21 protein-coding genes, 1 tRNA gene and 1 pseudogene are annotated in these 23297 nt (G+C 68.3%); 14 read left to right on the top strand and 9 right to left on the bottom strand.

Annotation, left to right across the window (positions count from 1 at the left end; genetic code table 11):
* Positions 1-33: 33 nt before the first annotated feature.
* Genes MZV50_RS13120 through MZV50_RS13100 form a run of 5 tightly spaced genes read right to left on the bottom strand, consistent with a single transcriptional unit; the run spans position 34 to position 4304 of the window.
* Positions 34-840: an MBL fold metallo-hydrolase gene (locus MZV50_RS13120; protein WP_252635098.1), complete on the bottom strand. Its 807-nt coding sequence runs from the start codon at positions 838-840 to the stop codon at positions 34-36.
* On the bottom strand, positions 837-1625 hold the full coding sequence (locus tag MZV50_RS13115) for a TatD family hydrolase (protein ID WP_252635097.1): 789 nt from the start codon (positions 1623-1625) through the stop codon (positions 837-839). The genes MZV50_RS13120 and MZV50_RS13115 overlap by 4 nt, the downstream gene beginning before the upstream one ends.
* Positions 1622-2632: a DNA polymerase III subunit delta' gene (locus MZV50_RS13110; RefSeq protein ID WP_252635235.1), complete on the bottom strand. Its 1011-nt coding sequence runs from the start codon at positions 2630-2632 to the stop codon at positions 1622-1624. Before MZV50_RS13110 ends, MZV50_RS13115 begins: the two co-directional genes overlap by 4 nt.
* Entirely contained in the window at positions 2629-3255 is a 627-nt protein-coding gene (gene tmk, locus MZV50_RS13105) for a dTMP kinase (RefSeq protein WP_252635096.1), read from the bottom strand. Before tmk ends, MZV50_RS13110 begins: the two co-directional genes overlap by 4 nt.
* A 32-nt stretch (positions 3256-3287) precedes the next feature.
* Positions 3288-4304, bottom strand: a complete 1017-nt coding sequence (locus MZV50_RS13100) for a septal ring lytic transglycosylase RlpA family protein (protein WP_252635095.1) — start codon at positions 4302-4304, stop codon at positions 3288-3290.
* A 104-nt stretch (positions 4305-4408) separates the two neighbouring features.
* On the opposite strand from MZV50_RS13100, the gene MZV50_RS13095 reads away from it, so the two are divergent.
* The 5 genes from MZV50_RS13095 to MZV50_RS13075 all read left to right on the top strand — a co-directional run bounded on the left by MZV50_RS13095 (position 4409) and on the right by MZV50_RS13075 (position 7831).
* Positions 4409-4498: transfer RNA gene (locus tag MZV50_RS13095), tRNA-Ser, on the top strand.
* A 362-nt stretch (positions 4499-4860) separates the two neighbouring features.
* Positions 4861-5757 (top strand): FkbM family methyltransferase, encoded by an 897-nt coding sequence (locus MZV50_RS13090; RefSeq protein ID WP_252635094.1) that lies wholly within the window; start codon positions 4861-4863, stop codon positions 5755-5757.
* A gap of 205 nt (positions 5758-5962) precedes the next feature.
* Complete coding sequence (locus MZV50_RS13085; protein WP_252635093.1) at positions 5963-6871, top strand: class I SAM-dependent methyltransferase; 909 nt, start codon at positions 5963-5965, stop codon at positions 6869-6871.
* Positions 6868-7605, top strand: coding sequence for a pseudouridine synthase (locus MZV50_RS13080; protein ID WP_252635092.1), 738 nt, complete (start codon positions 6868-6870; stop codon positions 7603-7605). Before MZV50_RS13085 ends, MZV50_RS13080 begins: the two co-directional genes overlap by 4 nt.
* Positions 7598-7831, top strand: coding sequence for a sulfurtransferase TusA family protein (locus MZV50_RS13075; RefSeq protein WP_252635091.1), 234 nt, complete (start codon positions 7598-7600; stop codon positions 7829-7831). The genes MZV50_RS13080 and MZV50_RS13075 overlap by 8 nt, the downstream gene beginning before the upstream one ends.
* On the opposite strand, the gene MZV50_RS13070 is transcribed toward MZV50_RS13075, so the two are convergent.
* Positions 7800-8789, bottom strand: coding sequence for a YihY/virulence factor BrkB family protein (locus tag MZV50_RS13070; protein WP_252635090.1), 990 nt, complete (start codon positions 8787-8789; stop codon positions 7800-7802). The two genes, MZV50_RS13075 and MZV50_RS13070, sit on opposite strands and share 32 nt — an antisense overlap.
* A 185-nt stretch (positions 8790-8974) precedes the next feature.
* The gene (locus tag MZV50_RS13065) at positions 8975-10102 is read right to left on the bottom strand and encodes a CaiB/BaiF CoA transferase family protein (protein ID WP_252635089.1); all 1128 of its coding nucleotides are present in this window, start codon (positions 10100-10102) and stop codon (positions 8975-8977) included.
* 223 nt (positions 10103-10325) lie between these two features.
* Here MZV50_RS13065 and MZV50_RS13060 point away from each other — a divergent pair, with 223 nt between their 5' ends.
* From MZV50_RS13060 to MZV50_RS26715, 4 genes and pseudogenes are all read left to right on the top strand, one after another.
* Positions 10326-11651 carry a diguanylate cyclase domain-containing protein gene (locus tag MZV50_RS13060; protein ID WP_252635088.1) on the top strand — a complete coding sequence of 442 codons (1326 nt, stop codon included), beginning with the start codon at positions 10326-10328 and terminating at the stop codon, positions 11649-11651.
* Between the two features lie 81 nt (positions 11652-11732).
* Positions 11733-12377 carry a DsbA family oxidoreductase gene (locus tag MZV50_RS13055; protein WP_252635087.1) on the top strand — a complete coding sequence of 215 codons (645 nt, stop codon included), beginning with the start codon at positions 11733-11735 and terminating at the stop codon, positions 12375-12377.
* Between the two features lie 869 nt (positions 12378-13246).
* Positions 13247-15478: a DEAD/DEAH box helicase gene (locus MZV50_RS13050; protein WP_252635234.1), complete on the top strand. Its 2232-nt coding sequence runs from the start codon at positions 13247-13249 to the stop codon at positions 15476-15478.
* Between the two features lie 2 nt (positions 15479-15480).
* Positions 15481-15594 (top strand): annotated as a pseudogene (locus MZV50_RS26715) (hypothetical protein); the annotation flags it as partial.
* Between the two features lie 7 nt (positions 15595-15601).
* Here MZV50_RS26715 and MZV50_RS13045 read toward each other — a convergent pair.
* Complete coding sequence (locus tag MZV50_RS13045) at positions 15602-16783, bottom strand: NAD(P)/FAD-dependent oxidoreductase (protein ID WP_252635086.1); 1182 nt, start codon at positions 16781-16783, stop codon at positions 15602-15604.
* A 131-nt stretch (positions 16784-16914) separates the two neighbouring features.
* On the opposite strand from MZV50_RS13045, the gene MZV50_RS13040 reads away from it, so the two are divergent.
* The 3 genes from MZV50_RS13040 (at position 16915) to MZV50_RS13030 (ending at position 20556) form a co-directional block, all read left to right on the top strand.
* Complete coding sequence (locus tag MZV50_RS13040; protein WP_252635085.1) at positions 16915-18249, top strand: Hsp70 family protein; 1335 nt, start codon at positions 16915-16917, stop codon at positions 18247-18249.
* Positions 18250-18416: 167 nt separating this feature from the next.
* Positions 18417-20000 carry an ice nucleation protein gene (locus MZV50_RS13035; RefSeq protein ID WP_252635084.1) on the top strand — a complete coding sequence of 528 codons (1584 nt, stop codon included), beginning with the start codon at positions 18417-18419 and terminating at the stop codon, positions 19998-20000.
* A 67-nt stretch (positions 20001-20067) separates the two neighbouring features.
* Positions 20068-20556 carry a hypothetical protein gene (locus MZV50_RS13030; RefSeq protein ID WP_252635083.1) on the top strand — a complete coding sequence of 163 codons (489 nt, stop codon included), beginning with the start codon at positions 20068-20070 and terminating at the stop codon, positions 20554-20556.
* Positions 20557-20667: 111 nt separating this feature from the next.
* Here the strand turns inward: MZV50_RS13030 and MZV50_RS13025 are convergent, their stop codons facing one another.
* Positions 20668-21561: a LysR family transcriptional regulator gene (locus MZV50_RS13025; RefSeq protein ID WP_252635082.1), complete on the bottom strand. Its 894-nt coding sequence runs from the start codon at positions 21559-21561 to the stop codon at positions 20668-20670.
* Between the two features lie 146 nt (positions 21562-21707).
* Here MZV50_RS13025 and MZV50_RS13020 point away from each other — a divergent pair, with 146 nt between their 5' ends.
* Both MZV50_RS13020 and wrbA read left to right on the top strand, forming a co-directional pair.
* Entirely contained in the window at positions 21708-22412 is a 705-nt protein-coding gene (locus tag MZV50_RS13020) for a pirin family protein (protein ID WP_252635081.1), read from the top strand.
* Positions 22413-22510: 98 nt separating this feature from the next.
* The gene (gene wrbA / locus MZV50_RS13015) at positions 22511-23110 is read left to right on the top strand and encodes an NAD(P)H:quinone oxidoreductase (protein WP_252635080.1); all 600 of its coding nucleotides are present in this window, start codon (positions 22511-22513) and stop codon (positions 23108-23110) included.
* The last annotated feature ends 187 nt before the right edge of the window (positions 23111-23297 follow it).

Here is a 23297-nt window from a genome sequence, read left to right as displayed (position 1 = left end):
ACGTTTCGCCAGCGACTTTCCGTTGCCGGAGTCTCAGAGCGTGAAACGCAGGCCGTCATAGGCCGCCTCGACGCCCTTCGGCAGTCGGGCGCTCAGGGCGTGGTAGTCCAGGTCGATATGCAGGTTGGTCAGGATGGCGCGGCGGGGCTTGGCCTTGGCGATCCACTCCAGGGCCAGCTCGACGTGGGCGTGGGTCGGATGCGGCGTCCAGCGCAGGGCGTCGACGATCCAGACGTCCAGGTCTTCGAGGTCGGCCCAGCTGGCGTCGGGAATGGCCCGGACGTCGGGCGTGTAGGCCACGCCGCCGAAGCGATAGCCGACGGCGCGGATCTCACCGTGATCGACGTCGAAGGTGTGGACGGGGATGTCGCCGCTCGGCCCCTCGACCCGGAAATCCTCGCCCAACGGCGGTATAAGGCGGGGCTCCAGGATGGCCGGATAGCCGCCGCGCGTCTTGAAGACGTACTCGAACCGGGTCAGCAGGCCGTCGTGGGTGGCCTGGTCCATATAGGTCGGGATGCGCTGACGCTGGTTCAGGAAGAACGGCCGCAGGTCGTCGATGCCGTGGGCTTGGTCGGCGTGATCATGTGTGAACAACGCCGCGTCGACCCGCTTCACGCCGGCGGCGGCGGTCTGCAGGCGAAGGTCGGGAGAGGTGTCGACGACGACGGTGGTTTCGTGATGCGGCCCGCCCGTCCCTTGACGTCGAACCAGCAGCGAGCAGCGCGAGCGATGGTTCTTGGGCTCGGCCGGATCGCAGTCGCCCCAGTTGCCGTCGGCGCGTGGAACGCCGCCGGACGAGCCGGAGCCCAGGATGGTGAACTCCAACGGTCCGGTCATGGACGCGGGATCCGGTCGAACAGCGTGAAGAAGGCGTCCTCGGTGCGCGCCTCCGTGTCGGCCCGGCTCCACCCCCGAACCTCGGCCAGCTTGTCGTAGATGTGCGGCAGATAGGCCGGCTCGTTGCGGCGGCCGCGCATCGGCACGGGCGCCAGGTACGGACAGTCGGTCTCGACGATGATCTTGTCGGCCGGCATGTCGCGGATCATCGCCCTCACCTCCTCCGCCGCCTTGAAGGTGGCGATGCCCGACACCGAGAACCAGGCGCCCAGCGCCATGGCGCGCGCCGCCAGTTCCGGACCGCTGGTGTAGCAATGCATCAGGATCTTGAGCGGCCCGGCCGCATGCTCCTCCTCGAGGATCTGGCCCATGACCTCGTCGGCCTCGCGAGTGTGGACCACCAGCGGCAGACCGCTTTGCCGGGCGGCGATGCAATGCTGGCGGAACACCTGGGCCTGAACCTCGCGCGGCGAAAGATCGTAGTGGAAGTCCAGCCCGCATTCGCCGATTCCGATGACACGCGGACGACTGGCCAGCTCGACCAGGCGCGCGGCGGTCAGGGCCGGATCCTCCTTGGCCTCGTGCGGGTGCGTGCCGACCGTGCACCAGATGTCCGGCTCGGCCATGGCGATGGCGTGCACGGCCTCGAAGGACGAGACCTTGTCGCAGATGGAGACCATCAGGGCGACGCCGGCCTCTCGGGCGCGGGCGATGACGGCGTCCTTGTCGTCGGCGAACTGGGGCGCGTGCAGATTCACGTGGCTGTCGATGAGCATGCCGCTCAAATCGCCGTCTTGGCCGCCGCGCGCAAGTCCGAGATGACGCTCCAGAAGGCGTCGGCGCGATCCAGGTTCACCGCCTCGACCTCGCCGGGCACGTTGGAGAGCCGTTCCCACGCCGCCGCCCAGCGATCCAGCCCCGACGAGTTCTTGCCGTCGGCGGCGACCTGGACCGCGAAGATGCGGACCTGGTCGGCCAGGCGGTTCATCAACAGCTCGAACCGGGCCATGCCGTCCGCGCCCCGGAAGGTGTCGGCCATGGCCAGCAACGCGCCCTCGTCGATCTTGGGCAGGCCGCGCAGGATCTCGTTGGCCGCGTCGTCCACCTCGATGGCCTTGGCGGCGGCCAGCTGCAATGCCTTGCCGGGCGCGCCGTGGGCCATGCGGGCCAGGCGCTCGGCGTCGCGATGCGGCACGTCGGCCATGCGCTCGACCATCTCCGCCGCCGCCTCGATCCCCGGCGCGGGCACGGCCAGGCGGCGACAGCGCGAGCGAATGGTCGGTAGCAGCTTACCCGGCGCGTGGCTGATCAAGAGGATCACCCCGCGCGGCGGCGGCTCCTCCAGGGTCTTGAGCACGGCGTTGGCGGCGTTGACGTTGAGGTCGTCGGCCGCATCGATGATCGCCACCCGGTAGGGCGACACGGCCGGCGTCGTGGAGAAGAACTCCGGCAGTTGGCGCGCCTCGTCGACGGGGATCGACTTGCGGGCCTTGCCATCATCCGTGAGGCGCTCCAGCACCATCAGGTCCGGGTGCGAGCGGGCCGCGACCTGGCGGCTGACCACGTCGGATGGCGCCGCGCCCAGCAGGCCCTGCGACGGCTCGGGCCGCGCCCCCAGCAGGCGACGGGCCATGCGGTAGGCCAGGGTCGCCTTGCCCACGCCTTCGGGACCGGTCAGCAGCCAGGCATGGTGCAGCCGGCCGCGCTCCAGGGCGTCGATGAACGCTGCCTCGGCGGCCGACTGGCCGTCCAGGCGATAGACGTCGCGGGGATGGGCCGGCGCGGACATCAGAACGCCAGCCGCTGGCTGACCGCGTCAGCGATCGCGGCGGTGACCGCATCTAACTCGGCGTCGGCGTCGATCACGACGCAGCGCTCGGGCTCCTTGCGGGCGATCTCCAGATAGCCGGCGCGCAGACGTTCGTGGAACGGCAGGCCCTTGGACTCGAACCGCGCCGCCCCGCCCCGCGCCTCGGCCCGCTGCAGGCCGACCTCGGCCGGCAGGTCCAGGATCAGGGTCAGGACCGGAACCGTCCCGCCCAGCACATGCTCCTCCAGCGAAGCGATCAGGCTGGCCGGCGCATCGCCGCCCGCGCCCTGATAGGCCCGAGTGGAATCGGCGAAGCGGTCGCAAAGCACGACCTTGCCCAGCGCCAGCGCCGGACGGATCACCCGCTCCACGTGATCGCGACGGGCGGCGTACATCAGGAGCGTCTCGGTCACCGGCGACCAGCGGTCGGCCGCGCCGTTGACCAACAGCTCGCGGATGGCCTCGGCGCCAGGACTGCCGCCCGGCTCGCGAGTCACGACGACGTCATGGCCGGCCGCTTGCAGGCGCTCGGCCAAGCGGCGGATCTGGGTGGACTTTCCAGCCCCCTCCCCGCCTTCGAAACTGATGAAGAAACCCTGGGTCACCGGTCTCCATTCGACCGGTTTCCGGATCGTGTCTAGGGCCGAAGGACGGTTGCCCCCTGATAGCCCAGCGACTCGACGCGATCGCGCAGGCTCCAGGCCTCGCCCTCGTCCTGGCCCGCAAGGACCGTGACGCGATAGAGCGTGCCGCTGGCGCGCTCGATGGTGTCGATCGCGGTGCGCCCGGCGCCGGACAGCTGGCGCATGGCCTTCTCGGCGTTCTCGCGGCTGGAGAACGAGCCGGCCTGCACGCGATAGGCGCCGGCCGGAACCGGGACGCGCTCGGGCGGAGTGACCGGCGGGGCGCTGGCCTGCTGGACCGGCGCGGGCGGCGGGCTCCAGATGGGATCTGGGGCGGAACGCTGCGGCAGAACCTGAACGCGCTGCGTCGGCTCCTTGATGTCGTCGAAGCTGCGCGGGGCGTTGCGGACCGGCGGCGGCGCGGACGATTGGACTTGGGCGTACTGGCGCGGCGCGGTGAAGGCGCTGGTCGGGGCCGGGCCAATGTACTTGACCCGCACCCGGGCCACGCCCTGCCGGCGATAGCCAAGCTGCTCGGCGGCGGCCTTGGATAGGTCGATGACGCGGTCGCCGACGAACGGGCCGCGGTCGTTGACCCGCACGATCATCTTCTGGCCGTTGTCGAGGTTGGTGACCTCGACCAGGCTGGGCAGCGGCAGGGTCTTATGGGCCGCCGACGGGATATCCATGTCGAAGGTTTCGCCATTGGCGGTGCGGCGGTTGTGGAACTGCTCGCCGTACCACGAGCCGATCCCGACCTCGCTGTAGTTCGGATCCGCCTTCGGATAGTACCAGGTCCCGTTGATCTGATAGGGCTTCTCGGTGCCACGCAGCGGCTTGCCGTCGCGGCCGACCGTCGAGCCTGGGCGCGGGGCCGACCCGCGCGTGGTGTCGCCGCGAGCCGAAACCTTGTAGCCGGCCGCGCCGGTGCTGTACTGGGGCGTGGCGCAGGCGGCCAAGCTCAGGGCCGCCAAGGCCATCAGGCCAAGGCCGCACAGGTTCCGCCAAACCCGATCGATGCGCTGGTTCATCCGTTCATCGTCCAGAGGGGCCCACCCCTTGCGAGTCGACAGAGTCACGCGATTGTTTTGAAGTCTGGTTAAGGACCTAGAGCGCTGATATAGCCGCCTGCTCCGGACAGGTGGCCGAGTGGTTTAAGGCAGCGGTCTTGAAAACCGCCGTAGGTGGAAGCCTACCGTGGGTTCGAATCCCACCCTGTCCGCCAGAATCCGGAATTACCCAATTAAAACACACGATTATCCAAGATTAACAATCTCTAGACCTACTTGAACTACAGACCTTTTCGCCTTTCGGCGTCCGCAAAACAAACCCGCCCACGCAGATCCGGAACGGCAGAATCGCGTCAGACGCGCAGCTTCCGGGGCACCTGCCTCTTCATCACGCGCGACAATCTTCGTTAACCGCTCCGAATTCATCTCCAAGGCCATGCCGGAGGCGTTTGACCGTGCCGGTCAGACTCGCAACCCACCTCTAAAGCCGGCTTGGGGAGGAATCGACGTTCATCGAACGCCGTATTGCGAACTGCGTAGCCTATGCTAGCGTCTTGCAATGCCAGCGACACAGTCCTTGATCGCCTCGCCCGGCCTAGCTCGCCGACGCTATCTTGATGAACTTTTCCTCGGCCGCCGGTTCTTGGGAACAAGGCGTCAAGAGAATGCCGAGCAATTCCCGAACCTCGCAGTCTTCGCCTTCGACACAGTGTCCGCCGAAGTCATGGTCTCCGGCAGATTTGAGCGAACCATACTTGACGCTTCTTTTACTTTCTTAGGACCCTTTGCGAGCTCATTTGCCCAAGGCGCCGCGTTGGACGTGGGAGCCAATATAGGAAACCACGCCATATACTTTGCGGAGCATTTTGCAGAGGTGCACGCAATTGAGGCCAGTGAACTCCCCTTCGCGCTCCTTGAAGTGAACGCAAAGCTCTATGGTCGTGGGCGCGTTCGACCCATCTGCAAGGGCCTCTCAGACAAGACTGAAACCCTGGCCTTCATCCAAAAGCCGGGCGAAGTAGGATCATCCTATTTTGCGGAGCAAGCCGATGATCGGGGCTCTGGCCAAGTCATTAACGTGGCAACGATGCCTGGCGACGATTTGCTGCGGGATATAGCGCCTGCTCATCCAATACGATTGATCAAGGTCGACGTCGAAGGATTTGAACTACGCGTGCTGCGGGGCCTTGAAGCCACGATCCAGCAGCACCGTCCCATCATTCTGCTGGAACAGCTGGCGCCGGATATCCTTAACGGCACTAGCGAAGCGGTCGACTATCTGCGTGACCGCTGCGGCTACACCGCAATCTTCCACGCCGATACCCCCTCGCCCTGGCGAAACAACCGACTTGCCATCATCCACCGAATGATCTTTGGCGAAGAGACAATCGTCCGTCGACAGTTGAGCCTCGCCAAGCGTCACTATCCCCTGCTGATCTGTCTCACAGAAGAACATCTATCGGGCCTGGACTGAGCTAGCGGCCCCTTCCCATCACGCGTTAGCGTGAGCCCGCCCCCTGTGGTCAACCACCGCGTCGGACTGCCTGACGGAAGCGGAAATTCTGGCCGGCCGATTTCAATCGCTATGCAAGGAGCGCATTGACACCTAAAGACACGCTTTGACGGAGATCGACGGACACCCTGCCCCCTCCGAGTCGAAAAACCCTTTCAGGACAAGCATGTCGGCGATCTCTACCGCGCTTTATGGCCAGGCCGATCACGATCTGGCGCCGTCCGCGGCGGACGCCGTGCAGCTGTCGCCGATGGTTCCTGGTTCGACCGACATCGCTTCCGTTCCGGACGAATCTCTTAACGCCGTGACCGTTCGCGCCCCGGCTGGCGCGGTGGAGCGGCGATATGTCCTGGCCCAGGCCTTGCGGATCCTGGCGCCGGGCGGCCGCCTGACCGCCTTCGCCCCGAAGGATCGCGGCGGCCTGCGCTTGAAGAAGGAGCTGGAGGCCCTGGGCGGCGAGGTCGGCGAGAGCGCTCGCCGGCACAACCGGATCTGCGTCGTGGTCCGCCCGACCCAGATGAAGGCTCTCGCCGAGACCATCGCCGCCGGGGCCCCGCGCCGGATCGACGAGAACGGTCTGTGGACCCAACCTGGCGTGTTCAGCTGGGACCGCCTCGACGCCGGCACAAACGCTCTGCTGCAGACGCTGCCCGAGTTCTCCGGGGTGGGAGCCGACTTCGGTTCCGGCATCGGCCTCTTGGCCCTGAACGTCCTGGCGTCGAAGACCGTCGCCAAGCTGACCCTGGTCGAGCTGGACCGGCGGGCCGTCGAGGTTTCCAAGCGCAATGTCACCGATCCCCGCGCCGCCTTCGTCTGGGGAGACGTCCGCCAGGTCGCGCTGAAGGACCTGGATTTCATCGTCAGCAATCCGCCGTTTCACGAAGGCGGTGGCGAGGACAAGACGCTGGGCCAGGCCTTCATCCGCGCCGCCGCCGGCGCCCTGCGCAAGGGCGGCGCCCTGTGGATCGTGGCCAATCGCCACCTGCCCTACGAGGCGATCCTGGCCGAGAGCTTCGCCAAGGTCCGCCTGGTCGCCGAGGGCGGCGGCTACAAGGTGTTCGAGGCCAAGAAGTGAGCAAGGCCCTGATGGCGCGGCTGGACCGGCTGCTGGCCAATCTGGGCTACGGCAGCCGCAAGGACGTCCAGGCCCTGGTGGCGGGTGGCAAGGTCGTGCTGGACGGCAAGGTCCTGAAGGACGCCGGGCTCCGCATCGCCGTCGACGCGACCCTGCCTGAGCGCATGACCATTCGCGGCGCTCCGGTCGATCCGCCCGCCCCGCTGGTGCTGATCATGCACAAGCCGCTGGGCGTGACCTGTTCGCACAAGGAGGACGGCGAGAAGATCTATGATCTCCTGCCCCGCCGCTGGCGGCTGCGCGATCCAGGCCTGTCGACGGTGGGACGCCTCGACAAGGAGACCAGCGGCCTGATCCTGATCACCGACGACGGCGACTTCCTGCATCGGGTGATCTCGCCCAAGCGGCATGTGCCCAAGACCTATCTGGCGACCCTCGATCGGCCGCTGGCCGGTGCGGAGGATGAGGTCTTCGCCGCCGGAACGCTGATGCTGGACGGCGAGGAAAAGCCGTTGCTGCCGGCGGTGCTGGATGTCGTCGACGCCAAGACCGCTCGCCTGACGATCACCGAGGGCCGCTATCATCAGGTGCGCCGCATGTTCGCCGCCGTTGGCAATCATGTGGTCGCGCTGCATCGCGAGCGGATCGGCGGGCTGACTCTGCCGGCCGACCTGGAGCCGGGCCAGCATCGCATCCTGCCCGCCGCCGAGGCCGAGGCGGTGTTCGATGTCTGAGCCGATCCTCGTCGACGCTCGGGGCCATCACTGCCCGGTCCCGACCCTGAAGCTGCGCAAGGCCCACGAGGCCGCGCCGGCCGGGGCCGAACTGGTCCTGCTGGCGACCGACCCAATGGCCCGGATCGACGTGCCCCACTTCGCCGGCCAGATCGGCGCCACGGTGCTGGAGATCGCCGACCAGGACGGCGGGGTCATCCGTTTTCGTATTCTGAAGGGGCTTTGAGCGGAATCGCCTTGGGTCCCTCCAGCAGGGCTCGAGGGCGCTCGTCCAGAGCGATCTCGACCTCGGTGGCCAGGGCGCCGCCGAAGAAGATCGCGTTCACGCTCCACGACAGCCAGATCAGGAAGATGATCACGGCCGAGATCGAGCCGTAGGTCGCGCCCAGGTGGACGACCTTCTCGACGTAAAAGGCGCTGGCCCAGGACATAAAGACGCACAGCGCCGCCGCAGCCGCGCCGCCGGCGATCGAGGCCCGCCAGCCGACCGGCTCGCGCGACATGGCGTAACGGTAGACCAGGGTCATGCCGAACACGATGCCGAAGCTGGCCCAGGTCCATTCCGACTGGATCCACGGCACCCCGGCCAGCGGCCGCAGGTCCAGGGCCGAGCCCAACAGCCGCAGCACCAGAAAGATCCCCGACATCACGAACAGCAGTCCGAAGGCGGCGATCAGCACCAAGAGGGCCATCAGGTTGAAACCGAAGAAGCCGCGCTGGTCCTCCTCGTCATGGATGAACGACAGCCCCGCCAGCAGCGCCTTGAAGCCGCGATGGGCGGCGTAGGCGCCGACGATCAGTACGACGCCGCTCTGCAGCGAGATGGTCTGGCCCGGCGCGTGAGCCAGGCGGGAGAACTCGTCCTGGAACATCGACCGGGCGCCGGAGGGAATCAGTTCGGCCAGCTTGTTGGCTTGGCGCGCGGCGCTCTCGGGCGTCAGGAAGAAGCTGTAGAGGCCGATCAGAATCGCCAGGCCCGGGAACACGGCCAGCAGGGCGAAAAACGAGACGCCGCCGACGTAGAGCATGACGTCGCGGCCCCACAGCCGCGACAGGGCCAGGCCCAGTACGCGCAGGATTTCACGGATCCAGTGGATCGGATCGAGGTCGAGGTCGCGCCAGCGGATGTGGTGCAGCGGATCTTGCATCCGGCGGACCATGGCGACGCCGCCCCCCGAAGTCAAAAGCGGCCGGAAATCGAACGGGGCCGGAATCGTCAAAGACGCGCCGCTCGGTAAAAGCGACGCGTCTCCGCAGGACGTACCTGTGAACCGATCGCCACATCGAGGGACGGATGGCGCGACGACCGGTCGACACCCGCAAGATGAGGCCGCCCGCCTGAACCGGACCTGAACGCCTTCGTCAGGTCTCAGAGGGCGCCGGATTGTTTCAGGCCGGCGATGGCGTCGGCCGAGAAACCCCAGTCGGCCAGGGCCTGGTCGTTGTCGGCGCCGATCTTGGGCGGCGGTCCCTGGATGGCGCCGGGCGTGGCCGAAAAGCGCGGCGCGGGCGCCGGCTGCATGACCCCGGCCACCTCGACGAAAGTCTCGCGAGCGGCGTTGTGGGCGTGGCCGGGCGCCTCGTCCATGGTCAGGACCGGGGCGAAGCAGACGTCGGTGGCGTCCATGATCGCGCACCACTCGTCGCGGCTCTTGGTCCTGATCACGGCGGCCAGCTTCTCGCGAAGTTCCGGCCACTCCTCGCGGCTCATCTGGTGCTGGAACTGCGGATCGGTGATCCCGGTCTTTTCCAGCAGTAGCAGGTAGAACTGCGGCTCGATCGACCCGATCGAGATCCACTTGTCGTCGGCGCATTTGTAGGTGTCGTAGAAATGCGCCCCGCCGTCGAGCAGGTTGCTCCGCCGGCCTTCGTTCCACATCCCCCCGGCCTTGAAGCCGTAGAACATCGCCATCAGCGAGGCCGCGCCGTCGCTCATGGCGCAGTCGATGACCTGCCCCTGCCCGGTCGATCGCGCGTGGATCACCCCGGCCAGCAGGCCGAAGGCGAGGTAGAGCGCCCCGCCCCCGAAGTCGCCGACCAGGTTCAGCGGCGGCACCGGCTTGTCGCTCGTGCCGATGGCGGCCAGCGCCCCGGTGATGGCGATGTAGTTCATGTCGTGGCCGGCGGCCTTGGCGTAGGGCCCCGTCTGGCCCCAGCCGGTCATGCGGCCGTAGACCAGCTTGGGATTGCGGGCCAGCGCCACATCCGGCCCCAGCCCCAGCCGCTCCATCACGCCGGGCCGGAAGCCCTCGATCAGGCCGTCGGCGCCGTCCAGCAGCTTGAGGCAGGTCTCGATCGCCTCGGGATGCTTCAGATCCAGCGCCACCGAGCGCCGGCCACGCGCCGTCACGTCGGCTGGCGAGCCGCGCCCCTGACCCTTGCGGTCGATCCGCACGACGTCGGCGCCCAGGTCCGACAGCAGCATGCCGCAGAATGGTCCCGGACCGATGCCGGCGAACTCGACGATCTTCAGTCCCGAAAGCGGTCCCTGGCCCATGCTCGTATCTCCCTGTCGGCCGTTCGAACGCAGCCGGTCGACCGCCACTAGAACGGTCATGACGTTCGGTCAGGCAAGCCCTTGCGCGATCTGGCCCGACGATCCGGGTTTCCCCGCCGGCCGCGACGTTCGGCGCCTTTGACCGCGCGGAGCCTCTGCTATGTTGCCGCTTCGAATCTCGCCGGTCGCCGTCGGTTTGGCCAGAGTTCGGGCGGAGGTTGGTTTGGCGGTTGACGCCCGGATCCTGATCGTGGCGCGCGACGATGTTCGCGCCGGACCGCTGGCCGAAGGGCTGGACCGGCTGGGCTGGCGCACGATCACCGCCCGGGGCCCCTACGCGGCCCTGGCCGCCCTGGGCGACCTGCCGATCGAGGCCGTCATCGTCGACCTGGCCAGCGCCGGTCCCGAGACGCAGGGCCTGGCCCGTCGCCTGAAGGCCGCCGTCGCGCCGCGCCGCCTGCCGGTCATCGCCATCGGCGATCCGGATGGCGATCAGCGCAACCAGGCCTTCGACCTGACCCTGTCGCCGCCGCTGCATCCGTCCCAGGCCGCCCTGCGCCTGGAAAGCCTGGTGCGCACGGCCGTCGCCGAGGAGGAGTTCGAGCTGCGCCTCGAGACCTTCGGCGATCGCGGCCGCCGCCTGGACCTGCCCGAGACCTCGGAAGCCCCGGTCCGCATCCTGGCGGTCGGCGAGCCGGCCCCGCAGTTCCTGGCCCTGTCGAACGCCCTGCAGAGCAGCGGCGCCGAGGTGGTCGGCGCCTTCACCGCCTATACCGCCTTCGACTATCTGCACGAGCGGGCTTTCGACGCCGTGGTCCTGTGGGCTGGCGACAGCCAGCAGGAGGCTCTGTCGATCGCGGCCGGCATGCGCCGCAACACCCGCCTCTTCCACATCCCGGCCCTGCTCTACCTGAAGGCCGAGAGCTATGTGACCATGTCCGAAGCGTTCCATCGCGGCATCTCGGACGTCGCCTCGCCCCAGACGCCCGAGGTCGAGACGGCCATGCGCGTCATGGAGCTGGCCCGCAGCTTCCGGCGCGGGGAATCCATTCGCGCCGCGCTGGAGAAGGCCCGCAGCTCGGGCCTGATGGACGCCGCCACCGGCCTCTTCACCCGCGACCTGTTCGCCGCCCACCTGGCGCGGCTTTCCAAGGCCGCCGTCGAGCGGGCCCGGCCGCTGTCGATCTGCGTCCTGCGCATCGCCGAGAAGGCCGACACCGCCTGGGCCCGCCAGAACGGCTGGCTGGACCGCGCCATTCCGCAGATCGGCTCGATGGTCGGTCGCCTGGTCCGTGTCGAGGACACTCCGGCCCGCCTGGCCACCGAGGTCTTCGCCCTGGCCCTGCCAGCGACCAACCAGAACGCGGCCCGCGCCGCCGCCGAGCGGATCGCCGCGGTGATCAGTTGCACCGCCTTCGACGCCGGCGACGACCGTCCGCCGTTCGTCTGCGAGTTCGACATCGGCGTGGCCGAGGTCCAGCCCGGCGAAGGCGCGGTGAAGGCCCTGGAACGCGCGGCCGCCAGCGCCCTGAAGCGCGACGCGGTCTGACGCATCGGCCTTGGGCGCCGTAGGGGCAGGTCCTATATGGAACCTGTCCTGTAGCGGATAAGAATTCCTAGGAGTGCGCCCGTGGCACAGCCCCTCATCATCGACGTCGTCGCCGACGTGGTCTGCCCCTGGTGCTATCTGGGCTGGCGACGCCTGAAGTCGGCCGTGGCCCTGCGCCCCGACGTCGAGGCCAAGCTGGTCTGGCGCCCCTACCAGCTGGATCCGACGCTTCCCGAGGAAGGCGTCGACCGCAAGCAGTACATGGCCAGCAAGTTCAAGGACCCCGAGCGCCTGAAGGCCGTCCACGCGGCCCTGGTCGAGGGCGGCGCCGAGGAAGGCATCCAGTTCGACTTCGAAATCATCGAGGTCGCGCCCAACACCAACGCCGCCCATCGCCTGATCCGCTGGGCCCTGACGGCCGGCGTCCAGGATCAAGTCGTGGAAGCCCTGTTCAAGGCCTATTTCGAGCAAGGATTGGACATCGGCGACCCGATGGTGCTGGCCGACATCGCCGAGGCCGCCGGCATGGAGCGTCTGGTGGTGCTGCAACTGCTCTCCGAAGGCGCCGACAAGGAGGCCGTGGCTCGCGAGCACGCCATGGCTGTCCAGGGCGGCGTGACCGGCGTGCCGTTCGCCATCTTCGCTGGCAAGGTGGCCGTCGTGGGGGCCGAGACCCCGGAACGCATCGTCGAGGCCATCGACCAGGCGCTGGCGACCCAGGCCTGACACGCCGCCGCCGCTTCACGCGGCCAGCCGCTGAAGGTGTGGGGAGGCGACGGAGAGGCCGGGCGAACCCGGAGACCGTGAGTGTTTGTTTGCGTTTCGGCTCGGACGTCCGCTCCGCCAGGCTGTTCTTGCCCGTGAGGATGGGGGGGCGTGAGCGTTTTGAGCTCGGGACCCCATAGCCCCCGGACGGGCGCGGACCGAACCGAACGGCTTTTCCGTATCGGTCCCGACGATCCACGATAGGCGGCTTTGGATCGATCACCGCCCTGTCGCTCCGCGCTCGCCTCTCTGCGGTCCTTCCCGGGATCCCGGATCTATCCAACGAACAGACCCCGGTCCGGACCGCTTCGAGACCACGCGGCCCCGCTCAGCCTGTCCCCGCCGCCGCTTTGGGCCGGATCCAAGCGCCCTCCCCTTGCGACGGGGACAGCGATCAGTATGGCGGTGGTTTTGAACGCGGATCATTCAGAGCTGAATAAAATCGACAAGCGGTTGATTTCGCTACGTTCGATCTCGCGAATTCCGAGGATAGAGCCCGCTCAATCCCCGTGAAATCCTCCCCCCAGCGAGGGAGGTGTCGACGCGTAGCGGCGACGGAGGGGGAAGAGGCCGGCTCTCCAGCACTTCCCCCTCCGGCGCTTCGCGCCACCTCCCCCGCCAGGGGGAGATTGACTCCCCTTGCTTTTTGCAGCGCAACAGGCGCATAAGGCCACTCGTGAGCCCCCTTCCGTCGCGGAGGGGGCTATTTTCGTTGGAATTCGACCAAGAAGCGGTCCGAGGGGAGTCCTGAACTCCAAGGGGGCCCGATTTGGTCATTGGCGCGAGCCGCGCGTTTTTTGTGTGCGCGGCCGCAGATGAACTGGACCCATATGCCCTTCCCCGCCTCCCACCCCGCTCTCGAGCGGGCTCTCGCCGCTCAGGGTTACGCCGAGCCCACCCCCGTCCAGGCCGCCGTGCTGGCCGCCGACGCCGCAGAGCGCGACCTGCTGGTCAGCGCCCAGACCGGCTCGGGCAAGACCGTCGCTTTCGGTCTGGCCGCCGCCCCGACCCTGCTGGGCGAGGCCGAGGTCTTCGACCGCGCCGCCGAGCCGCTGTGTCTGGTCATCGCCCCGACTCGCGAACTGGCCATGCAGGTCAATCGCGAACTGACCTGGCTCTATGCCGAGGCCAAGGCCGTGGTGGTGAACTGCGTCGGCGGCATGGACGCCCGTCGCGAGCAGCGCGCCCTGAACTACGGCGCCCACATCGTCGTCGGCACCCCGGGCCGCCTGCGCGACCACATCGAGCGCGGCCACCTGGACCTGTCCAAGCTGCAAGTCGCCGTCCTCGACGAGGCCGACGAGATGCTGGACATGGGCTTCCGCGAGGACCTGGAGTTCATCCTGGACGCCGCCTCGCCCGAGCGTCGCACTCTGCTGTTCTCGGCGACCCTGGCCCGCGACATCGTCGAGCTGGCCAAGCGCTACCAGAACGACGCCGTCCGCATCGACACCATCGGCCGCAATGAGCCGCACCGCGACATCGAATATCGCGCCGTGCGCGTGGCCCCCAACGAGGTCGAGCACGCCGTCGTCAATCTGCTGCGCTTCTTCGAGGCCCCCGGCACCCTGGTGTTCGCCAACACCCGCGAAAGCGTCCGCTCGCTGCACGCCAAGCTGCGCGAGCGCGGCTTCGCCGTCGTCGGCCTGTCGGGCGAGCTTTCCCAGCGCGAACGCGCCGACGCCCTGCAGGCCCTGCGCGACGGCCATGCCCGCGTCTGCGTCGCCACCGACGTTGCGGCTCGAGGTCTTGACCTGCCCGACCTGGGCCTCGTCATCCACGCCGAGCTGCCGATCAACAAGGCCACGCTGCTGCACCGTTCGGGCCGCACCGGCCGGGCCGGCAAGAAGGGCGTCAGCGCCCTCGTCGTCCCCTATACCCGTCGCCGCAAGGCCGAGCAGCTGCTGTTCGCGGCCGGCGTCGAGGCCGACTGGGGCGGCGCCCCCAGCGCCGACTCGATCCGCGAGAAGGACCAGGAGCGCCTGCTGGAGGATCCGATCTTCAGCGAAGCCTCGACCGAGGAAGACATCGCCCTGGCCGAAGCCATGCTGGCCAAGCGCACGCCGGTCGAGATCGCCGCCGCCCTGATCCGCACCCGCCGCGCCAAGCTGCCGTCGCCGGAAGACATCTATGACGACCCGCGCCATGGCGCCGATCCGGGTCCGCGCCTGCGCACCGGCGAACCGGGCGAGCGTCCGGAGCGCGAGCCGCGCGTCAGCATGGAAGGCTCGGAGTGGTTCCGGATCAGCGTCGGCCGTCGCGGCAACGCCGATCCCAAGTGGCTGATCCCGATGATCTGCCGCCTGGGCCACATCACCAAGAAGGACATCGGCGCGATCCGGATCTTCGACTACGACACCAAGTTCGAGATCTCGGCCGAGGCGGCCGTGAAGTTCGGCGCGGCGGTCCAGACGACGGTGCGCGAGGACGTCTCGATCACCCCGACCACGGCCCCGGCCGCCCGCGAAGCCGGTCCGCGCCGCGAATTCACCCCGCGTCCGCCGCGTGGTGAGCACGACGGTCCGCGCGAGTACAAGCCGCGTCCGCCGCGTGAAGACCGTTCGCCCCGCGCCAACGCTCCGGGCTCGCGCGATCACACGCCGCGCCCGTCCAGCTACGGCGACGACGGCTTCAGTAACGCCAAGCCCTACGGCCGTGGCGAAGAGCCGAAGGGCGACTACAAGCCGCGCCGCGCCCCGCGCGACAACGACGCGCCTCGCGACTTCAAGCGCGACAACGACGCGCCGCGTCCGTACTCACCGCAGGACTCGGAGGGCGCCCCCAAGCGCGCCTTCAAGCCGCGCCACGAGGCCGGCGCCGACGCGCCCCGCGAGTACAAGCCGCGCGCCCCGCGCGCGGACGGCGACGCGCCCAAGAAGCCGTTCAAGAAGAGCTTCAGCAGCGACAACGCCGCCGGCCCCAAGCCGTATTCCAAGCCCTATGCCGGCAAGCGCGACGACGCGGGTCCGGGCAAGCCGTTCAAAGGCCCCAAGCCCTTCAAGAAGAGCTTCGACGCCAAGGCAGGCGGCAAGCCGGCTGGTAAGCCGTTCAAGAAGAAGTAGTTATCCGGTCACTTGCCCCCACCTGACCTGCCTCGCAGGTCGTCCGCCCCCAAAGCGGGCGGAAGGTGCGCATCCTTCTTGCCCCTCCGGGGGAGGAGCGCGAAGCGCGGAGGGGGCAAGTGATCACACGCTCTGCCCCGCCGACCACCCCGACGCCCAGGCCCACTGGAAGTTATAGCCGCCCAGCCAGCCGGTGACGTCGACCACCTCGCCGATGAAATAGAGCCCGGCAACGGCCTTGGCCTCGAGCGTCCGGGAGTCGAGGCCGTCGGTGTCGACCCCGCCCAGCGTGACTTCCGCCGTGCGATAGCCTTCCGAGCCGACCGGCTTGAAGGTCCAGGCGTTGACCGCCCCGGCCAGCCGGCCCAGCACCTTGTCCGAGCAGTCGGCGATATTGCCCTTATCGGCCGCTTCCTCCTCCGCGATCACTTGGGCGACGCGCTTGGGCAGCAGGGTCGACAGAACGGTCGAGACCGCCTGGCGCGGGGTGGCCGTGCGGGCCGCCTTCAGAGCAGCCAGGGCGTCGACGCCGGGCGCCATGTCGACCCGGATCTCGTTGCCCTCGCGCCAATAGGACGAGATCTGCAGGATCGACGGTCCCGACAGGCCCCGGTGGGTGAACAGCATGCCTTCGCGGAACTTCGTCTTGCCGTGGGCGACGACGGCGTCCAAGGCCACGCCCGACAGCGGAACCAGCCGCGCCAGCATGCCGGCCTCGAAGGTCAGCGGCACGAGGGCCGGGCGGGTCTCGATGATGTTCAGCCCGAACTGCCGGGCGATGTCGTAGCCCAGGCCCGTCGCGCCCATCTTCGGGATCGACTTGCCGCCGCTGGCCACGACCAGCGAGGCGCAGCGAACCTGGCCCGACGACAGCGTCACCTCGAAGCCCTCGGCGGTCTTGGCCACGCCCTCGACGCTGGTCTCCAGCCGCAGCTGGACGCCCGCGGCCGTCATCTCGGTCAGCAGCATGGTGATGATCTGCTTGGCCGAGCCGTCGCAGAAGAGCTGGCCGAGGGTCTTCTCGTGATAGGCGACGCCATGACGCTCCACGAGGGCGATGAAGTCCTTGGGCCGGTAACGGCGCAGAGCCGACAACGCGAACTTCGGGTTGGCCGACAGGAAATTGTGGATCGACGCGCCGGTGTTGGTGAAGTTGCAGCGCCCACCGCCGCTGATGCGGATCTTCTCGCCCGGGGCCTTGGCGTGGTCGATAACGAGCACCGAGCGGCCGCGCTTGCCCGCCTCGATGGCGCACATCATGCCGGCCGCGCCCGCGCCGATCACCAGAACGTCGAAGTTTTCCAAGGCTCGCCCGCTGTTTGTTCGCGCTTCTTCGAGCCGAGGGCCGCCCCGGTGTCAACCGCTCGGCCTTGACGCGGCGGCGGAAGGCGCTACGACGCACGCCCCTCCCCGCTTCGACCATATCGAGCCATCCCATGACGGCTGCTCCTCTCGCGCCGACCATTGGCGTCGACTTCGGCACCACCAACACCGTCGTCTCGCTGACCCACGGCGACGACCACGCGCACCTGGTCCGCTTCTCGATCGACAATCGCGACCTGTTCGCCTTCCGCTCGGCGCTCAGCTTTCACAGCGTCCAGGGCGCGGCCGGGGCGGCGAACGAGCGCGTGGTCGAGGCCGGCCCGTGGGCGATCGAGTCCTATCTGGAGGATCCGCTGGAGACGCGGTTCATCCAGTCGTTCAAGACCTTCGCCGCGTCGCAGGCCTTCACCGAGACGCGGATCCTCAACAAGCGCTACCAGTTCGAGGACCTCCTGGCCGCGTTCCTGCTGCGCCTGAAGGACCACGCCGGCGAGCAGCTGGCCGCCCTGCCGCCACGCATCATCGTCGGCCGCCCCGTGACCTTCGCCGGCTCCTCGCCCAACGAGGCCCTGGCCCTGTCCCGCTATGAAGAGGCCTTCAAGCGCCTGGGGTTCGAGGACATCCGCTACGCCTACGAGCCCGTCGGCGCGGCCTTCTTCTTCGCCCGCCAGCTGAAGCAGGACGCCACCGTGCTGGTCGCCGACTTCGGCGGCGGCACCAGCGACTTCTCGCTGGTCCGCTTCCAGCGCGATCCCGACGGGACGCTGCGCTCGACGCCGCTTTCCCGATCGGGCGTCGGCGTGGCCGGCGACGCCTTCGACTACCGCATCATCGACCAGTTGGTCTCGCCCGAGCTGGGCAAGGGTTCGGAGTACCGGTCGTTCTCGAACAATCTGCCGATCCCGCAGCGCTACTACGCCGCCTTCGCGCGGTGGGATCAGCTGGCCCTGCTGCGGGCCTCCAAGGACATGCGCGACATCCGCGCCCTGGAGCGCATCGCCCTGGAGCCCGAGAAGATCGCCGCCCTGATCGAGGTGCTGGACGGCAATCACGGCTACGCCCTGTACCGCTCTGTCTCGGCGCTGAAGGAAGCCCTGTCCAGCCAGACACAGGCGACCTTCAAGTTCGAGGCCGGCTCGGTCGACATCGAAAAGACCGTCCAGCGCAGCGAGTTCGAGGGTTGGATCAAGCCCGAGCTGACCGCCATCGAGACCGCCGTCGGCGAGGCGCTGGACCGGGCCGATCTGAGCGAGGCGGGCGTCGACCGCGTGTTCCTGACCGGCGGCAGCTCGTTCGTGCCGGCCGTGCGCGAGATCTTCCTCAGCCGTTTCGGAGCCGAGAAGATCGAGAGCGGCGGCGAGTTCGAATCGATCGCCTCCGGCCTGGCCCTGATCGGCCGCGAGAGCGACCTGGATCTGTGGACCATGCGCGCGGGGGCTGAAGGTTAGCGGCGAATTAAATCTGATATTTATGAGAGTTTTCACGCCGCAAGCTCAACCTTGACGGAGATTTGTGGGTGATGCGGGCAGACCTTCGGTCGCATGGCCGCGCTGTTCGCCTTGGCCTATAGTTAACGCGAACGATTCGCGTTGCGATCAGTGGGGCAACGAGTCCATTGCCGATTTCGTACCTCTCCGCCGCCCAGATGTCCGCCCTGTCGGCGACCACCATTCAAGGGCTGTCGACCACCAAGCTGGAAACCCTGGCCAGCACCCAGGTGGCCGCGATCTCCAACACCGCCCTGGCGGGGCTGTCGGCCAGCCAGGTATCGGCCCTGTCGAACACCGCGGTGAAGGGGCTGACGGCCAGCCAGATCCCGGCCTTCGCCCAGAACGTGATCTTCGACGCCGAACAGCTGGCCGCCTTCAGCGGCAACCAGCTGAACGCCCTGACCTCGACCCAGTTGGCCCAGCTGGACGCCAGCCGCCTGGACGTGCTGAGCGCCACCCAGGTCGGCGCGCTGGACGCCACCCACTTCACGGCCCTGGACGCCACCCAGATCGGCTCGCTGGAAACGACCCAGCTGAAGTCGCTGACCGCCACCCAGCTGGGCGCGATGAGCGTCACGGACCTGGGCGAACTGTCGTCCACCCAGCTTAGCGTGCTGTCGGCGGCCCAGATCGGCGCCCTCTCGGCCCCGCTGATCCCCGCCCTGGACAATCAACAGTTCGCGGCCCTGTCCTCGACCCAGTTGAAGGGCCTGACGGCCACCCAGGTCGGCGCCCTGTCCTCGACCCAGATCTCCGGCCTGGGCTCGACCTTGAACCAGTTCTCGGCCAGCCAGCTGGCGGGCCTTTCCACCACCCAGGCCTCGTCGCTGTCGAACACCCAGGTGGCCGCCCTGACGGCGACCCAGGTGGCGGGTCTCAGCGGTGGCTTCGGCGGCCTCTCGGCCTCCCAGGTGGCCAGCCTGACCGCGACCCAGGTCGGCGGCCTGACCGCCACCCAGATCCGCGGCCTGAACCAGACCGACTTCGCCGAACTGACGACGACCCAGGTCGCCGGCCTCACGGCCACCCAGTTCGCGGCGCTGTCGGCGACCAATATCAGCGCCCTGTCGGCCACCCAGATGGCGACCCTGAGCTCGACCCAGCTGTCCAGCCTGGCGGCGACCCAGATCGCCGGCCTCTCGACGACCGACTTCGCCGAGCTGTCGGGCGCCCAGCTGGCCAGCCTGACGGCCACCCAGATCGGCGGCCTGTCGGTCGCCAACCTGTCGGGGCTGGACGCCACCGGCTTCCAGGCGCTGTCGACCACCGGCCTGACGGCGACGCAGCTGGGCGGGCTGACCACGACCGACATCGGCGAGTTCTCCACCACTCAGGTCGGGGCCCTCGGCGCCGCCCAGTTGGGCGCCCTCTCGGTGACGGACCTGGCGGCGCTGTCGGCGCCCCAGATGTCCTCGCTGACGGCCTCGTCGCTGAAGGGGCTGTCGTCCTACCAGATGCGCAGCCTGTCGAGCACGGCCTTCGGCCAGCTGAGCGCCACCCAGGTGGCGGGCCTGACCTCGACCCAGATCGGCTCGCTGTCGACCTCGGTGATCGCCGGCTTCACCACCACCCAGATCGGCTATCTGCTGCCGTCCCAGATCCCGGGCCTGACGATCAACCAGCTGGACTGGCTGTCGACCACCAACCTGGCCGCGATGACGCCGCTGCAGGTCGGGGCGCTGACGCCGGCCCAGGTGGACAGCCTTTAGAGCCAAAAGCGTCTAGACGCGGGGCGCCGCACCGGCGTCTGATGGCGGCGCTTCAAGGAGGCGCCGCATGACCCGATCCGCCCTTTCCGTCCTGTTCGCCGCCGGCCTGCTGGCCTCGGCCACGTCGGCCATGGCCCAGAGCGACCCGATCGGCGCGCTCGGGCGCTGGACGATCGACCTCAAGGCCTCGACCTTCAACGAGGCCCTGACCGGTCCCGCGCCGCTGGCCGCCGAGGTCGACGTGACCAAGGACGACGGCAAGAGTCTGGCCTGGACGCTGATCGAAGAGGACGAGGATGGCCTGGCCGCGATCCAGTTCGCCGATGCGCCGCTGGACGGCGCGCCGACCAAGGCCGTGGTCAACACCCAGATCGTGATGATCAGCGTCAAGCGCGACGGCCCGCGCGGCGTCACGGCCGTGACCAGCAACAAGACCGGCCGCAAGCAGACCATGAAGGTCTGGCTGGCCGATCCCGACACCCTGAAGGTCGAGCAGGACGTCGACGGCGTTCCCGGCCCGCCGGACCAGAACCTGACGTTCAAGCGGGTGAAGTAGCGGAGCCGAACCCTCGCCCTAGCACGGACGATTTTCCCAAAATCTGTCTCCCTGACGAAAGCCGGGGAGACGGGCATGGGGCGTCAGCCTCATATCGCTCCGCCCTAACCGCTACCTGCCCAGCGCCTTGGCCAGGTAGTTGGCCAGGGCCTCGACCCGCGCCGGCCGCGGGCCGCCGGGCGGCATGACCAGGTGCAGGGCGATCGGGGTCGCGATCCAGTCGGTCAGCACCGCTTCCAGCCGCCCATCGGCCACGGCCGCGCCGACGATGAAGTCGGGCAGCACCGCCACCCCGACCCCGGCGATCAGCGATGGGACCAGGACGTCGCCGTTGTTGGCGCGGATCACCGAGCGGGGCCGCACGGCCGCCTCCTCGCCGCTCCTCTGGAAACGCCAGGTCTCGGGCGCGTTCTGGTGGCCATAGGTCAGGCCGCGATGCTCGGCCAGGCTGGCCGGATGCGTCGGCCGGCCATGCTCGGCCCAGTAGCCCGACGAGGCCACAACATGGCGCTTCACCGCCCGCAGTCGGCGGGCGACCAGCGAGCTGTCCGGCAGGGCGGCCACGCGCAGGGCCAGGTCGAAGCCCATGCCGACCAGATCGATCGTGGCGTCCGACAGGTGCAACTCGACCGAGACATCGGGATAGGCGGTGAAGAAGCCTGGCAGCACGGGCCCCAGGCTGGTGATGCCCAGCGACATCGGCACGGCCATCCGCACCACGCCGCGCGGCGCCGACGATTGGCTGGAGGCCTCCTCCTCGGCCGCTTGCGCCTCGGCCAGGACGCGCGCGGCGCGCTCGACCAGCGACTGGCCGGCGTCGGTCAAGGCCAGGCGGCGCGAGGTGCGGTTGAACAGCCGCGCGCCCAGACGTTCTTCCAGCCGGGTGACGGCCTTGGAAACCGTGGCCTTGGACATGGCCAGGTCTTCGGCGGCGGCGGCGAACGAGCGCAGCTCCACCACCTTGGCGAACACGGCGAGGCCTTCGAGATCAGGAAGCTTGGACATTGCATTAGGTTAGTTTTGGAAACGATGAGTTTCAACAGTTTCCATTTCGGATCCCATGAGATCCCCTATCTTCTCCTCAACAGGACGCGCCGACGCGGCGCCGCTCCAGAGGGCCAAGGCCCAGAGGGAAAGAAAGGTTTAGAGCCATGATCGATCGCAGACCGTTCGACAAGCTTGGCGGCGCCGACCACGGTTGGCTTAAGGCCAAGCACCACTTCTCGTTCGCCAGCTACTACGATCCCAGCAACATGAACTGGGGCGCCCTGCGGGTCTGGAACGACGACGAGATCGCCGCCAACACCGGCTTCCCGCCGCATCCGCACAGCGACATGGAGATCATCACCTATGTCCGCGACGGCGCGATCACCCACCAGGACAGCCTGGGCAACAAGGGTCGCACCGAGGCCGGCGACGTCCAGGTAATGAGCGCGGGCACGGGCATCCGTCACTCGGAGTACAACCTCGAGCCGGAAACGACCCGGATCTTCCAGATCTGGATCGAGCCCAAGACCTTCGGCGCCGCGCCGTCGTGGGGCGCCAAGCCGTTTCCCAAGGGCGACCGCTCGGGCAAGTTCGTGACTCTGGCCTCGGGTTTCGCCGATGACGCTGACGCCCTGCCGATCCGCACCGACGCCCGCGTTCTGGGCGCGACGCTGAAGGCCGGCGAAAGCACGACCTACGCCCTGGGCAAGGATCGCACCGGCTATCTGGTCCCCGCCGTCGGCGTCATCGACGTCAACGGCGTCAAGCTGAACGCCCGTGACGGCGCCGGCATCAAGGACGAGGATGTGATCACCGTCACTGCCCTGGAAGACGCCGAACTCGTTCTGGTCGACGCCGCCCTCTCCTAAGCCCCCAGGGACTGCGTAAGCGTTCAAGAAAGGGACGCGAGGAAACCCTAGCCTCGCGTCCGACTTTCCTCCCCGACACTCTCTTCAAGGAGGCCGCGATGGCCAAGGTTCTGGTTCTCTACTACTCGTCCTACGGCCACATCGAGACCATGGCCAAGGCCGTGGCCGAAGGCGTCCGGGAAGCCGGCGCGAGCGTCGACATCAAGCGCGTTCCCGAAACCGCCCCGCTGGAGGTGGCCAAGAGCGCCCACTTCAAGCTGGACCAGGAAGCCCCGGTCGCCACGATCGCCGACCTGGCCGACTACGACGCCATCATCGTCGGCACCGGCACGCGCTTTGGCCGCATGAGCTCGCAGATGGCCGCGTTCCTCGACCAGGCCGGCGGCCTGTGGGCTCGCGGCGCCTTGCACGGCAAGGTCGGCGGGGCCTTCACCTCCACCGCCACCCAGCACGGCGGCCAGGAAACCACCCTGTTCTCGATCATCACCAACCTGCTGCACTTCGGCATGGTGATCGTCGGCATGGACTACGGCCACGCCGGCCAGATGACCCTGGACGAAATCACCGGCGGCAGCCCCTACGGCGCCACCACCATCGCTGGCGGCGACGGCTCGCGCCAACCCAGCGAGAACGAACTGGTCGGCGCCCGCTACCAAGGCCGCAAGATCGCCGAGACCGCCCTCAAGCTGCACGGCTGATCGCTCATAGCCGGCAGCCCGGTCGTCCGCGCCCTCCCCCAAGGCGGACGACCACGATCCGCCCCGAGGCCTCCCTCCCGCCTCGGGGCGGTTTTCGTTTTGGAGGCAAACCCCACCCTCCGATCTTCCCGGCGAAAGCCGGGACCCAGATGGAAAAGCGCTGGAGTGGACGCCTCGAACGCAGCGC

The sequence above is a fragment of the Caulobacter segnis genome (assembly GCF_023935105.1).
Lineage (GTDB): Bacteria > Pseudomonadota > Alphaproteobacteria > Caulobacterales > Caulobacteraceae > Caulobacter > Caulobacter segnis_B.
This window is presented reverse-complemented; position numbering and strand designations above follow the sequence as displayed.

Excerpts from the sequence above, each read along its gene's own strand:
- MZV50_RS13120 (WP_252635098.1), bottom strand. The coding sequence starts at position 840 with ATGACCGGACCGTTGGAGTTCACCATCCTGGGCTCCGGCTCGTCCGGC.
- MZV50_RS13100 (WP_252635095.1), bottom strand. The coding sequence starts at position 4,304 with ATGAACCAGCGCATCGATCGGGTTTGGCGGAACCTGTGCGGCCTTGGC.
- MZV50_RS13085 (WP_252635093.1), top strand. The coding sequence starts at position 5,963 with ATGTCGGCGATCTCTACCGCGCTTTATGGCCAGGCCGATCACGATCTG.
- MZV50_RS13075 (WP_252635091.1), top strand. The coding sequence starts at position 7,598 with ATGTCTGAGCCGATCCTCGTCGACGCTCGGGGCCATCACTGCCCGGTC.
- MZV50_RS13065 (WP_252635089.1), bottom strand. The coding sequence starts at position 10,102 with ATGGGCCAGGGACCGCTTTCGGGACTGAAGATCGTCGAGTTCGCCGGC.
- MZV50_RS13050 (WP_252635234.1), top strand. The coding sequence starts at position 13,247 with ATGCCCTTCCCCGCCTCCCACCCCGCTCTCGAGCGGGCTCTCGCCGCT.
- MZV50_RS13040 (WP_252635085.1), top strand. The coding sequence starts at position 16,915 with ATGACGGCTGCTCCTCTCGCGCCGACCATTGGCGTCGACTTCGGCACC.
- MZV50_RS13030 (WP_252635083.1), top strand. The coding sequence starts at position 20,068 with ATGACCCGATCCGCCCTTTCCGTCCTGTTCGCCGCCGGCCTGCTGGCC.
- MZV50_RS13025 (WP_252635082.1), bottom strand. The coding sequence starts at position 21,561 with ATGTCCAAGCTTCCTGATCTCGAAGGCCTCGCCGTGTTCGCCAAGGTG.
- MZV50_RS13020 (WP_252635081.1), top strand. The coding sequence starts at position 21,708 with ATGATCGATCGCAGACCGTTCGACAAGCTTGGCGGCGCCGACCACGGT.
- wrbA (WP_252635080.1), top strand. The coding sequence starts at position 22,511 with ATGGCCAAGGTTCTGGTTCTCTACTACTCGTCCTACGGCCACATCGAG.